This is a genomic window from Streptomyces sp. NPDC005899, from assembly GCF_040629645.1.
Classification (GTDB): domain Bacteria; phylum Actinomycetota; class Actinomycetes; order Streptomycetales; family Streptomycetaceae; genus Streptomyces.
The window spans coordinates 1-12,314 of record NZ_JBEXWB010000018.1 but is presented as its reverse complement, the minus strand read 5'-3'; the positions used below and the strand labels follow the sequence as shown (position 1 = coordinate 12,314).

The 12,314-nt window shown below is 70.8% G+C and carries 10 protein-coding genes and 1 pseudogene; 5 read left to right on the top strand and 6 right to left on the bottom strand.

Annotation, left to right across the window (positions count from 1 at the left end):
- Positions 1-62: 62 nt before the first annotated feature.
- The 3 genes and pseudogenes from ABZ371_RS04440 (at position 63) to ABZ371_RS04430 (ending at position 2,224) form a co-directional block, all read left to right on the top strand.
- Positions 63-649: pseudogene (locus ABZ371_RS04440) on the top strand (hypothetical protein).
- A 280-nt stretch (positions 650-929) separates the two neighbouring features.
- Positions 930-1,526: a TlpA disulfide reductase family protein gene (locus ABZ371_RS04435; RefSeq protein WP_358673274.1), complete on the top strand. Its 597-nt coding sequence runs from the start codon at positions 930-932 to the stop codon at positions 1,524-1,526.
- Between the two features lie 266 nt (positions 1,527-1,792).
- On the top strand, positions 1,793-2,224 hold the full coding sequence (locus ABZ371_RS04430) for a hypothetical protein (RefSeq protein WP_358673271.1): 432 nt from the start codon (positions 1,793-1,795) through the stop codon (positions 2,222-2,224).
- 325 nt (positions 2,225-2,549) lie between these two features.
- Here ABZ371_RS04430 and ABZ371_RS04425 read toward each other — a convergent pair whose 3' ends face one another.
- On the bottom strand, positions 2,550-2,813 hold the full coding sequence (locus ABZ371_RS04425) for a hypothetical protein (RefSeq protein WP_358673268.1): 264 nt from the start codon (positions 2,811-2,813) through the stop codon (positions 2,550-2,552).
- A 188-nt stretch (positions 2,814-3,001) separates the two neighbouring features.
- On the opposite strand from ABZ371_RS04425, the gene ABZ371_RS04420 reads away from it, so the two are divergent.
- Positions 3,002-4,171, top strand: coding sequence for a hypothetical protein (locus tag ABZ371_RS04420; protein WP_358673265.1), 1,170 nt, complete (start codon positions 3,002-3,004; stop codon positions 4,169-4,171).
- A gap of 239 nt (positions 4,172-4,410) precedes the next feature.
- Here ABZ371_RS04420 and ABZ371_RS04415 read toward each other — a convergent pair whose 3' ends face one another.
- Both ABZ371_RS04415 and ABZ371_RS04410 read right to left on the bottom strand, forming a co-directional pair.
- A complete protein-coding gene (locus tag ABZ371_RS04415) occupies positions 4,411-4,701 on the bottom strand; it encodes an alpha-amylase (RefSeq protein ID WP_358673262.1) in 291 nt (96 codons plus the stop codon).
- A 476-nt stretch (positions 4,702-5,177) separates the two neighbouring features.
- Complete coding sequence (locus ABZ371_RS04410) at positions 5,178-7,343, bottom strand: RICIN domain-containing protein (protein WP_358673259.1); 2,166 nt, start codon at positions 7,341-7,343, stop codon at positions 5,178-5,180.
- A gap of 398 nt (positions 7,344-7,741) precedes the next feature.
- On the opposite strand from ABZ371_RS04410, the gene ABZ371_RS04405 reads away from it, so the two are divergent.
- Positions 7,742-8,401, top strand: a complete 660-nt coding sequence (locus ABZ371_RS04405) for a TetR/AcrR family transcriptional regulator (RefSeq protein ID WP_358673256.1) — start codon at positions 7,742-7,744, stop codon at positions 8,399-8,401.
- A gap of 104 nt (positions 8,402-8,505) precedes the next feature.
- Here ABZ371_RS04405 and ABZ371_RS04400 read toward each other — a convergent pair whose 3' ends face one another.
- The 3 genes from ABZ371_RS04400 to ABZ371_RS04390 all read right to left on the bottom strand — a co-directional run.
- Positions 8,506-9,207 carry a type VII secretion system-associated protein gene (locus ABZ371_RS04400; protein WP_358673253.1) on the bottom strand — a complete coding sequence of 234 codons (702 nt, stop codon included), beginning with the start codon at positions 9,205-9,207 and terminating at the stop codon, positions 8,506-8,508.
- A 17-nt stretch (positions 9,208-9,224) separates the two neighbouring features.
- On the bottom strand, positions 9,225-9,950 hold the full coding sequence (locus ABZ371_RS04395; protein ID WP_358673251.1) for a type VII secretion system-associated protein: 726 nt from the start codon (positions 9,948-9,950) through the stop codon (positions 9,225-9,227).
- 66 nt (positions 9,951-10,016) lie between these two features.
- On the bottom strand, positions 10,017-12,314 hold a 2,298-nt coding region (locus ABZ371_RS04390), incomplete at its 5' end, for a hypothetical protein (protein ID WP_358673248.1).

Here is a 12,314-nt window from a genome sequence, read left to right as displayed (position 1 = left end):
GGCGCCCGCACGTACCCCCTCGCCGTCGACGGGGGCCGGGCGCGCTCATACCATCGCCTCTCATGTTCACAGTGATCGTGACCGTCGGGCTGGCGTTCGTCGGCTATCTGGCGACCTACCTCAACGGACTGCGGCTGGCACAGAGGCAGGCCCGGCTCACGCGCGTCAACCAGCAGCTGAGTGAGTTCTACGGGCCGCTGTTCGCCCTGATGGAGACCAACAGCCGTACCTACGACACCTTTTCGGCGAAGTACGCCCGCCCCGACGGCCGCGACCCCTTCCACCACGAGACACCCCCCACCGAGCAGGAACTGGCACAGTGGCGCACCTGGGCGACCACCTCTTCATCCCCAACATCCGGGCGATGCGCGACGTCGTGGTCGCCAAGGCGGACCTCCTCATCGAGGAGGAGATGCCCCAGGCCCTGCTCCGACTCTGCGCCCACGTCTCGGGGTACGAGATCACTGCCGCACGCTGGGCCCAGGGAGACTACACGGAGCACCTGTCCGTCATCACCTTCCCCGGCCGGGAACTGCGGGGGTACATCGCCGAGCGGTTCGCCCGGCTCAAGAGCGAGCAGGCACGGCTGCTCGGACAGGGCGGAGCGGCGGGACGCGACCGGCGAACGAGCCTCCTGGGGCGCCGATGAAGGGATGTGATCGAGGGCCGTGATCGAGGGCTGTGATCAAAGGCTGTGATCAAGGGCCCAACTCGACGGCCGTGCACCGCGGACGGCTGTCCCGGGAGAAGCGGTTGTTTGTTCCGGGAGACCTGGGCGCACACACACCATGTGCTCGCCGGGACGGCTTCAGCAGGTGCCAAGTCACCGGTTCGCGGGTGCATGTGCGGGCCGGCCCAGGGGTGGCCCGGCGGGTACCTGGGCCGAGGGGGTGACTCCTCTTCAGGACGCCCGTGGGAAACTCGGCCCCATGACTCACAGGCCGGTATTCCGTGCGGTCGCGCTGACCGCGATCGTCACATGTGCTTCGCTCGCTCTGTCAGCTTGCGGGGGCGGCAAGGCCACAGGTGGCGGCCGGACGAACTACGTCGCGGGCGCGGGCGGCATCGCCACCGTCGCCAAGGGCGAGCGGAAGCCGGTCGGGCCGATCAAGGGCGAGACTCTTCAGGACGAGCACCTCGACGTCGCCGACCTGCGGGGGAAAGTCGTCGTGATCAACGCGTGGGGTTCCTGGTGCCCGCCGTGCCGGGCCGAAGCCCCGTACCTCAACAAGGTCGCCGAGGAGGTGAAGGCGAAAGGTGTCGAGTTCGTCGGCATCAACGCCCGCGACGGCGACAGGTCTCTTCCCAGGGCCTTCGAGGACAACTACGGGATGTCTTATCCGAGCCTGTACGACCCGGCCGGAAAGCTTCTCCTTTCGGGATTCCCCAAGGGCACGATCAATGCCCAGTCCCTACCGACGACCATTGTCCTGGACCGGGAGGGGAAGATTGCCGCCAGGGTTCTCGGCGCGGTCGACGACAGCGAACTCCACAAGGCGATCGACCCCCTTGTCGGGGAGAAGTGAACCCTCACCGGACCCGGATCCTAACCTGTTCCCGACCTACTGAGGACCTGCCGCCGCACATCAGCCTTCAGTGCCATGCACACCATACGGAACGCACCTGTCCACGTCACACACAAAGTGAAATAACGGACATCCAGGAATCTTCGCACCAAGCGCACGATCGGGAATCTCCCCACCTCAGGCACCCATTTTTAATTCCCTCGCTCCCGAAGATCGGTTCGACTATGATCATGTTCGACCGACCATCAGTACCAATTGGGGGAAGAATGAGCACTTCCATTCGTAAGCGTGTGGCGACCGTCCTTACCGCTGCGGCCGTCGCGACCGGTGCGGCTCTGACGATGGGCGCGGGTACCGCATCCGCCGCCCCGAGCGCCACGTTCTCGGTGGGAGCCATGCAGAGTGACGGCTCGCGCACCATCACCGTCAAGTCCGGTGGCACGACGGCCGGCACCGTGAAGTGGACGGCCAACGGGGACAAGCTGACCGCTGCGGACTCGAAGGCGGACGGCTACGCGATATCCGGTTACGTGACCGCGGACCCTTATCTCATCGCCGACACCTCGGGGCACAACTCGCCGTACACGGCGACCGCGCACAGGGACCTGACCGAGGACAGGACGTACACGTTCTGGGCCTGCATCGGGAGCAACAGCGCGGGGCTTCTCTGCTCCAACGTCTACAACGTCACCTCGTAAGGGAACGGCGGTTCCGCCGCGACCCGGTACATCCGGTTACCGCCGGTCGAACTCCGCCCCGCCCCGGGGTTGAATCACCCGCCGAGGGTCGCGCGTACCTCCTTCGGTCCGCGGTGACGGATGACACTTCGGAGCAGTGGAAGAAAACTGCGCACGGAGTTTCCTGGCAGGTGGCACACCAGAGTTCCGCTGCCTGCCAGGGCTCCGGCACAACAGTGGTGAAGCCGAAACGGCCGAGCGTGGCCGCCCTCGGCGATGCCACCGGAGCCCTGCCCGGCGCAGACGTTTCGTGTGCACCGGAAAGCGTGGGACCGGGCGGTGCGGATCAGCCGCCGAACGTGGCCAGGAGAAAAGCGCAGTACAGAACTCCGAAGCCCCCTGTGACCAGGCCGACGATGCATCGGCCACGACTGAGCCGCTTCGTGAGTCCGAGGACGGCGAAGGTAACGGCAAGACAGCCGAGCAGCAGCGGGAACGCGATCCCGACGTAGTTGACGAGCACCGCGGTGAGCAGAGCCATCAGGCCGAGAACCAGGGACGCGATTCCGTAGAGGGATGCGGGGCTGTCTGCCTGTTCGGGGGCGGTCATGAAGTGATCCTTGCTCGCATTTCTGTCAGCCGGTTCGCGATGTCCGACCGGCGCGGGAAGACCATCCCGCGAACTCCATCATGGCATTTCCTGCTCAGAGTCCGGGACTGACCGCCCGGACGGGACGAGTGAGATCGACCTCACGCCTGGGCAGTCAGGGTACGACGAAAGATCAAACGGGAGAAAAAGTGAAGTATCGCCCTACGACGAAGAAGGCGTTGCTGGCCGTGGTGCCGATGGCACTTCTGGCAGTCGGTACGCCGGCGACGGCGGCACCGGACGAGGGGCCCCGGCCGGACGCTCCGGCGTTCTCCATATCCGCACTGTCCAGCGGCACCGCCAAGGACATCTCGGGGGTCAGTGAGGTGAGCGCCGAGGGGAAGGTCCTCGCCACGCAGGGGTTCGGCGTGACGCAGGCACCCTCGGGTGAGAAGGCGATCGTCGACCGGTCCATGCAGCAGCAGGGGATCACCGCGGCATACGGTCCCTCGTTCGTGGATCTGTCGTGGCGGGGGTACGCACCGGAAGCGCGGTACGTCGTGACCCGCGACGGCGTCCGCGTCGCCGACCTCCGCCCGGGGGTGACCGCGTTCCGCGACACGCGGGTGGTGCCGGGCAACGACTACGACTACCAGGTGGTGCCGGTTCTCCCGGAGGGCGGCCATCCGCGGGCCCGGTTGTGGGGGATGAAGGTCTCCGTGCCCGCCGCCGGTTCACTGGCGGCTCTTCGCCAGGGGGCCACCGCACAGGCGACCGCGGCCGCGGTGGCCAGGACGACCACACTGTCCTGGATCACCTTCATCCCGCAGAAGAGGATCAACGGCCCCGCGAAGGGCTGCACCTACGGATCGAAGTACCAGTTCGGGGGCGACGGCCGTACGAAGTTCGACTGGAAGTCCTCGAAGTACCGCACGGCACTGCATGCGACCATCACCTGGAGCTCCAAGAAGGTGACAGGCAACAAGTCCGTCAGTCCTACCACCGTGTACTCGAAGAAGACCGGCAAGAAGGTGGCGACGAAAACCGCCACCAGCAAGAACATGCAGGCCAAGAAGCTGGGGTCGGGCAAGAACTACGTGGACCTCCGGATGGTGACGCACGCGACCAACCCGTTCTGCACGGGACTGGGAGGCGTGAAGGGGGCCATCGACGGAGCCTTCACCATCCAGCTGACGACGGGCGGCAACTACACCATCCGTTCGGGGAAGCACCGCCTGATGCCCAATCACCACATCTACATCTACGACGGCGGCAAGGTCAAGAACGTGTACACCCGCAGCTACGCCAGCGCGAGTTGCCTGATCGGATCGGTCGCCTGCCCGGAGGCCGACCTGACCGGCTACCGGGGGAAGTTCTGACCTCCCCCGTCCCGTGACGTGGTGGGGGCAGTCAGGGCGCCCCGCGCGCGGTGGTTGCCCCACCCGGATGACGCCGCCCCTCCCCCGCCCGCCGGGAGGGGCGGTGTCGTCGTGGGTGGCCGGCACGACGGCGCGAGGCGGCCGGGGGCGGTGCGGCGTCGGCGTTGCCGGTCGAGCCCGGAGCGGCCGGGGCATCGCACAGCCACTCCCTGCCACATCCGCCGCCGGTGGGCAGCGGGTCAGGCGCTGTCGTCGTCGCCGTCGTCGCACAGGACGACCCCCAGCACCTGGTTGCCCGAAGTCCCGTACCCCGGAAAGGTGACGAAGGCTCCTGGAGGCGCGACACGGCTGGGGACGGTGGTCCCGTCGCGGTAGACGACCTGCACGGTGTGGGTGTCCGAGCAGTTGTTGGTGACGAACGTGTAGCGCCAGTCCGCGCTGTACGTCACACAGTCGGGGGCGGGAAGCCGGCCTTCCACACCCAGCCGGGACTCGGCGCCGGCCACCGCACCGGAGGCCGCCACAGCCATAACCACCGTTGCCGCCATGACAGTTGAACGGAAGAAGGACTTCACCGCACTTTTCCCTTCACTTGCTGAATGGTCTGCCCTCAACCTAAGGCGACCCCATCCCGGCATGAAAGATTTTGCGGCAACTTTCAGAGCCCGACGAACCGACGGTGAGCGACCGAAGCCCACCTCCATCGCGAAGGTAGGGCCAGTTCAGAGACACACTGGGACGTGATGCGAGGAAGTGGCGTGCCGGGGGTGGGTAGGCGGTTCCGGGGCCACGAAGAGGTTTCGCCCTGATGAAGTGGCAGGTCGTGCCCCCGTCCGAGAGCCGTTGGCGTCGACCAATGAACGCAGGGAGCGCTTGCGGCGCAGTGAGCGCGACGCGACCGAAAGTAATCCCCGGATCGGTCCGGGGCCTTGTGTGCCCTCGTGCGGCATCCGGCCCGGATGCGGCGGATCCCGCACGAGGGGTCAGCCCGGAAGGCGACGCACCGTCAGCGGTCGAGAGTGAACGTCTGGGCCGGGGCACCGGTGCAGGGCCGCTGCGCGAGCCTCGCCCCGTCGGCTGTCGAGGCGTTCTCGACGGTCAGGCACTTCCCGCTGTGGCGTGCGGTGAAGGAGTACGCGCCGTTGCCGCGGTCCGTGGCCGTCCACTGCTGGTTGGTGCCGCCACCGGAGGTCCACAGGTGGACCGCGGTGCCGTCGGCGGTGGCGCCCGGACCGCCGTCGACGTCCCAGACCTTGCCGTTGTGGCGGTTGACGACCTGGTAGGCACCGCCGGTGGTGGGCGTGAACCGCCATGCCTGGTTGGCGCCGCCGCCGCAGGCCCACTGCTGGAGCGCGGTGCCGTCTCCGGTGCCCCAGTCGGCGGCGTCGAGGCACTTGGCGCCGGCGCTGTTCCTCACCTGGTACCAGACGGTCGGGTCGATGGTGGAACCGCTCCCGCCCGGGGCGGTGGTGGCTGTGGCGGTGGCGGACGCCGGTGACACGTTCCCGGCCGCGTCGATCGCGCGGACGGTGTAGGTGTACGAGGTGGAGCCGGTGAGACCGGTGTCGGTGTGAGCGGTGGCGGCCGTGGTGGCCACCAGGGTGGTACCGCGGTAGACGCGGTACCCGGTGACGGCGGTGTCGTCGAAGGACGCTCCCCAGCGCAGGTCGACGGCGGCGGCGCCGGCCGCGGTGGCCGTGAGCCCGCCCGGAGCGGTCGGGGCCTGGGTGTCACCCGTGCCCGACCCGCTGCCGCTCCAGGTGAAGGTGGCGACGGCACCGGCGGGAAGCGTGTACGCGGCCGACCTGCCGCTGTCCGTCAGGGAGACGCGCTGGGCGCTCGACGCGGTGTTGACGACATAGGCGGCGCGTGTGCCGTCGGGGTTCTGGAAAGCGACGTTACGGACACCGCCGCCGCCCTGGCTGGTGGAGCCGATGCGGATGGCGCCGGGCTTGACGAATCGGGTGACGTGGCCGAGGACGTAGTACTCGGCGCCCTTGGTGACGGTGCCGTTCGCGATCTCGACGATGCCGTTGCACCGGTCGGTGCAGTGGCCCTGGTGGGGGCCGCCGTTCTGGTCGAGGGCGAGGTTCCAGTTGACGACGGTCTCGCCACCGGTCCGCATGTTCTGCACGACGAGGTTCTCGGCGTGCCACTTGAGGGTGTCGGCGAAGGTGGTGGACCTGTCGGCGCTGTCCGTGCCGGAGCACTCCGTGAAGAAGACGCGCTTCCCGGTGGCGGTGACCTGCTGCTGCGCCGCGGGGGTCCCGCCGTAGCAGTGGAAGGCGGCGCCGATGACGCGCGGGATGCCGGACGTCCGGGAGAGGACGTCCAGCGGGAAGTTCGGGTGATCCCAGTTGTGGTCGTACGCCAGCAGGTTGGTCGGGAGACCGGCGGCGGTGAGGGCCCGGTCGAGGACCTTGAAGAACTCGGCCTGCTCGGCGGACGTCATCGACGTGGACGGGTAGGACGTGGCGAACTCGGGTTCGTTCTGGGCGGTCAGGTCGGTCAGCGTGATGCCCTGCTGTCCGTACGCCTTGATCGCCTTGACCAGGTAGTCGGCGTAGGTCTGGTAGTGCTCGGGCCGCAGGCTGCCTCCGTTGAGCGAGTTCCCCGTCTTCATCCATGCGGGCGGGGACCAGGGGGAACCCATGAAGCGGATCGCGGGGTTGACCGAGGTGGCCTGCTGGAGCACCGGGATGATCTCCGCCCGGTCCCGGGTGATGGCGAACTGGCCGGGCGTGTCCTCGTAGGTGTAGAAGCCGCCGGCGTTGAAGTCGGTACTGCCGAGGGGCTGGCGCAGGTAGTTGAGCCCGATGCCGTCGCTGCCGGTGGAGAACAGCGAGCGCATCAGTTCGCCACGTCTGTCGGCGGGCAGGCCCTGGACGAGGTGGGCGGAGGCCTCGGTGACGGAGGCGCCGGCCCCGGTGAACCTCTGCCCCTTGCTGTTCGCGTCGATGCGGATGTCGACGGGCTGGGGCGTCGCGGTGAACGGGATGCCGCCCTCGGCGGCGAGCTTCTTGGCTCCGTCGGGAGTGGTGACCCACACCTGGGCCACGGGATCGGCCGCATGGGCGGAGCCCGTGCCGGTGAGGCCGAGCCCGGCTGCGGCCAGGGCGAGCGCGACTGTTGCGGCACGAACTCTCGGGCAGAAGCGGCGTGGATGAGACACGGGCGGCTCTCCTTCGGGGTGATGCCGTGCGTCGGACGGGTGGTGCACCGGGCCGGCCGGACGGGTGGAGCGCGCTCCGGACGGGCTCGGGCGGACCGGGGCTGCGAGCGGGGTACGGCCCCGTGACGGCGCCATGAAAGCACACTTGCTAACTACTTAGTAAGTGGTTTGGGTCACATCGCTTGCGCACGATCGGGGCCGGCGCGGCCACGGTCGTGGGAGCGGAACAGGTCGGTGCCGTAACGGAGTCGGGGATCACGGGCCCGCCGGGAGGGGGCTCGGGCCCGCCGGGAGGGGGAACGGGTCCGGTGCGGGCTGGTACGAGGCCCGCGCGGGGGCGGCGCGGGACCGGCGGAGACCGCTCCGGGAGCTGAGTCGCCGGGCTTAAGCTGTCGCGGGTGAGCAACCAGTCAGTGGGCAGGACACCCCGCGCCTCGCGACCGCGAACCCCCCGCAGCCCCGAGGCCCAGCAGCGGCAGCGGGACATCCTGCGCATCGCCATGGAGACGTTCGCCGCCCGCGGCTACAACAACGCCTCCCTGGCCGAGATCGCCGACCGCGCGGGACTCACCCAGGCGGGTGTCCTGCACTACTTCCGCTCGAAGGCGTTGCTGCTCACCAGCGTCCTGGAACTGCGTGACCGGACGGACATCGAACAGCTCGGCCCCGACCGGCCGCAGGGTCTCGAGTTCCTGCGCCACCTCGTCAACACCGCGCACCGCAACGCCGAGCGCGAAGGCATCGTCCGGCTGTACGCGGTGCTTTCGGCGGAGTCCGTCACCGACGACCACCCGGCCCAGGACTACTTCCGCGACCGCTACACCGGGTTGCGCACCTTCGTCGCCGACGCACTGCGCGAGGCGTGCGGGCTGCCCGGGGGCGAGAGCGGGCGGCGCGCCGAACACGCGGCCAACGCGATCATCGCCGTGATGGACGGTCTCCAGGTCCAGTGGCTCCTCGACCCCGGCTCCGTGGACATGGCGGCCTCCACCGACCTCGTGGTCACGTCGCTGCTCGCCGGCCTCGCTCCCGAGCGCTTCGGCCCGGCGGACGGCTGACCTGCGGTGCGAGCGGTGGCCTCGGCCCTCCCGCCGGGGGGGACGGGACGGCGTGTCCGGCTCCGTGCGCGCGCCCGACCTGGCGCCCTACGGGCCGGCGGATCTCACGCCGGGGCCGAGGAGTGCGCCACCCCGGGCGGGACTGCCCGGACCGGCCCGTCCCGCGACTCCCCTGTCCGGGCCGGCCCCTCCTGCGACTCCCCCGCCGGGATCGCCGCCTCCCCGGCCGCCGCTTCCCGCAGGAGGTCCGCGAGTCCGTCCGTGGGCAGCACCATGCCGACCGCGGCCGAGCTGTTGAGGTACAAGCTGTGGCCTGCGGGGATCCGGTCGAGCAGGTCCGCGGCCGGCAGCCGCTCGAACCCCAGCCGCCCGGCGGCCCGGAGGTGGCGCGGGGAGGTGTAGACCGGGACGACCGCCGTTCCGTCGGGCGCCGACGCGCTCACCAACTCGCCGTCCGCCGTGACCAGCACCGCCACCTCGCTCCTGGCCAGGGCGTCGGTGACGCCCTCAGCCGGGCCGTACCCGGTGGTGGCGAGCTGGACGGCGCGGTCCACTTCGTCGTCGGGTTCCGGCCAGCCCATCGCCTCCGGTGACGGCCTGTACTCCTCGTTGTCCTCCCACGCGACGATGACGCCGTCGGAGTCGGAGCGCCATCGGCCGACCACGGCCCACGCGGGGGGCGGGCCCTCCCCCTGCCAGGCCGGATCGTTCAGGAAGAGCCAGTGGTCGGGTGCCGTCCTCGCGGCCCGGACGAACTCCTCGGGGGGCTCGGGGACCGCGGTCTCGCCCGCGCCGGAATCAGTCATCTCGTGCGTGTCCTCGCTCACTGGGGTTCGTCCGGTCCGGTGCCTCGCGCCGGGCCCTCAGGCGCGGACCGGCCGGTGGTCTCCTGCCATCGTGCCCGCAGGTCGTCCGCCGGGACGAGCAGGGCGGCCGGGGCTGAGGAACTGAGGAACAGCACGTCCCGGCCCGGTGGCAGCAGGTCGAGGAGGGCGGGGACGGTCATCAGCACGTGCGCGGGCAGCGGCCGGGCCGCCGCCCGCGGCGACGCCGGGAAGACGGGAACCGCCGACGCGCCACCTGGTGCCCGCGTCCACGCCGGCCCCCCGTCACCGGCCACGCACACGGCCACCGTGCCGGCCTCGGCGAGGGCTTCGGCGACGTCCGCGTCCGGCCCGTACCCGGTGGCGGCCAGGTGTACGGCGGCGTCGGCGTCGGTGACCGGTGGGGCCCAGCCGAGCGCTGCGGGCGAGGGACGGTAGTCCGGATTGGCCTCCCACTCGGTGATCTCACCGTGGGCGTCGCTGCGCCAGCGGCCGAGTACGGCCCACGGTGGCGGTGGTTCGTCGTCCGTCCCGCCGAGCCAGTGCCGGTCGGTCACCGACAGCCAGTGGTCGGGGGCGGCACCGGCCGCGGCGGTGACGTCCTCGGGCGGCACGGGGAAGCCCGGCTCGCCTCGCGCCACGGTCGCCCGCGCGGGCACCGCCGGGGTGGAAGGAGGCATGGACCGCCCCTGGGCGACGCCCCGCTCCTCGCCGGTATCAGTCATGCGGGTCACTCCAGACAGTCGTGCCGCGCGATGCCCGGCTCGGAGGAAGGCACTGGACCCATCCCATCACCCGGGTGGCTCACGGTCGTCACCCACCCTGGCGCCGGCGGCGGGCCCGGCCTCCGGCGTCTTCCGGGCCGCCTCCAGCTCGGCCAGCAGCGCCCGGGCGTGCTCGTCCGGGAACAGGCCGTCGCGGGCGACGAAGGCACGGAGTTCCGCCTCGGTCAGCGGATGCACGTCCCAGTACCGGCCCCAGTTGTCGACGTAGACCGAGGCCGCCGCGCGGTCGGTCTCGTCGAGGGCGTGCTGGGCGCCGGTCATGACCTCGTGGAAGCTGTGGTGGCCCACGCCCACCAGGACGCTCAGCAGCCCCGCCCTGATCAGGCCGAGGTCCACGGGGACACCGGCGAGCCGGGGCAGCCTGGCCACGTGCGTGAGGATGCGGTAGGCGCTGCCCGAGGTTCCGGTCAGCACCAGCCCGCCGGAGTCCTCCGAACGCGCCTGGAAGTCGGCGGACATCGGCAGCGTGTGCGTCATTCCCGCGGGCGACCAGAGCAGCTCCCCCTCCCGGACCGCGAGCCGCCTCTCGGCCGGGCTGAGCTCCGGCCACACCTCGTGGGGGCGCAGCGGCGTCCGCAGCATCCGCTCCAGTTCGTCCAGCTCCAGGGCCTCGTCCTCGGGGTCCAGCCCCGCCGCCTTGAGTTCCGCCCACTCCCGCTCGAAGCGCTCGAGCCGCTCGCTCCGGTGCCGGTCCCGGCGCTCCAGAGCGATCACGGGATGCGCGGGCTCCGCGCCGCCCAGGAGGTAGGGGACGAGTTGCCTGGCCACGCCGTTGAACAGGAACGTCACCCGCTCGCGCAGGTTGCCGGACTCCACCACCCGCGCGAGGTTCTCGTACGAGGTCCCGACGGCTCCGCCGTCCTCCCCGCTGTCGCTGCCGAACATCCGGTAGTCCGTGCGGTTGTGCAGGGCGATCAGCCAGAGTGCCCTCACGACCTTGCCGAACTCGGCGTTGACCTGCTCGTTCCCGGACAGGTACGCGGCCAGCCGCTGCTCGAAGTGCAGGGCTTCCTCGGTGTAACGGACACGTGCCAGGACCCAGTCGGGGGCGGGGGGCCCGTCCGTCTCCCCGACGGAGGGGTCCCCGGGCCGTGGCGGCGGGGGCGCCGGGTCCTCGTCCGGGCCCGCCCCGGCGTCGCGGGACAGCAGTGGTCGCGGAGTGTCTTCCGGGTCCGGGTCGTCCCCCCTCGACAGCAGCGGGCGAGGGTCGTCGTCCTGGTCCGAATCCTCGTCGGAGCCGGAGCCCAGGGAGAGGGCGGGGAACGATTCGAGCACGGGTCCGGTGGCCGGTGTGGCCGGGCCCGCGAAGTCCGCGTCGACGACGGACGTCCCGCCGCCCCCGGTGGACGGCGCGGGCGGCCGGAAGTGCGGATTGGCGACGTACGGTCCGAGCGGGATGCCGTGTTCCATCGGTTGTGCGCCCCGGATGTAGCGGCGCGCGACGCCGCCGGGGAAGAGGATCTCCTCCTGGTCGGGGAAGGGCGAGGCCAACCCCAGCGTGGCGTTCACGTCGATCCCGCCGGGGACCTCGATGTCGTAGCGCCAGCGGTAGCGGCGGTAGAGGGCAGGGGCGCCGCTCGGGTTCGCGCGGGCGCTGTCGCGCACGTAGTCGCGGTTGGCGGTCGCGCTCGCGAAGGCGGTGTGCGGGACGAGCGCGCTCCCGCCGTAGACGTGGTCGATGAGGTGCACCATGTCGGGGCCGTACGGCTTGAGCCCCGCACCGAAGACGTGTTCGGGCGGGTCGGGGCTGAAGCGGTACAGCGGGCCGTCGTGATCGCGCCACAGCGCCTCGGGGAGCCTGCGACCCGCCAGGGCGGCCGGGTCCGCGGCGACCGCGGCCGGGTCGACGGGCGGTGTCGGGCTCACCGGGCCGGTGACGGGCCAGCCCACGGGCACGGGTGACGGCCCGTCCTCGACCGCGGTGCGCGGGACCGTCAGCAGCCGGGAGGAGGCGACGAGCCCCCGGCCGGGCAGGTACCAGTCCCAGGCAGGGCCCCTGGTGTGGACGGTTCCGGTCATGTCCGTCACCCCTCCGGCGGAGGGGCCGTCGGGGTTGTACTCGCCACGCAGTCCGAGGGACGGTATCTCGGCCACGAACACGTGGAGGTCCGGGTCGTCCTGACCCTGACCCCACACCGTGTGGCGGTCGGTGGACACGGCCACGGGGGAGGCATCCAGCGTCTGTTCGAACCGCTCGTCGAACTGTCCGTCGGCCGCGTAGGGCAGGGCCGGTGCCTCCGCCGGTGCCGCCCCGGCGGGAGCGGCGGTGGCGTTCCACTGCGCGGTCGCCGGCGTGCGGGCCGT

Bases quoted from the DNA above. Each gene is read 5' to 3' on its own strand.
- ABZ371_RS04435 (WP_358673274.1), top strand. From the start codon at position 930: ATGACTCACAGGCCGGTATTCCGTGCGGTCGCGCTGACCGCGATCGTC.
- ABZ371_RS04430 (WP_358673271.1), top strand. From the start codon at position 1,793: ATGAGCACTTCCATTCGTAAGCGTGTGGCGACCGTCCTTACCGCTGCG.
- ABZ371_RS04425 (WP_358673268.1), bottom strand. From the start codon at position 2,813: ATGACCGCCCCCGAACAGGCAGACAGCCCCGCATCCCTCTACGGAATC.
- ABZ371_RS04415 (WP_358673262.1), bottom strand. From the start codon at position 4,701: ATGGCTGTGGCGGCCTCCGGTGCGGTGGCCGGCGCCGAGTCCCGGCTG.
- ABZ371_RS04400 (WP_358673253.1), bottom strand. From the start codon at position 9,207: ATGACTGATTCCGGCGCGGGCGAGACCGCGGTCCCCGAGCCCCCCGAG.
- ABZ371_RS04395 (WP_358673251.1), bottom strand. From the start codon at position 9,950: ATGACTGATACCGGCGAGGAGCGGGGCGTCGCCCAGGGGCGGTCCATG.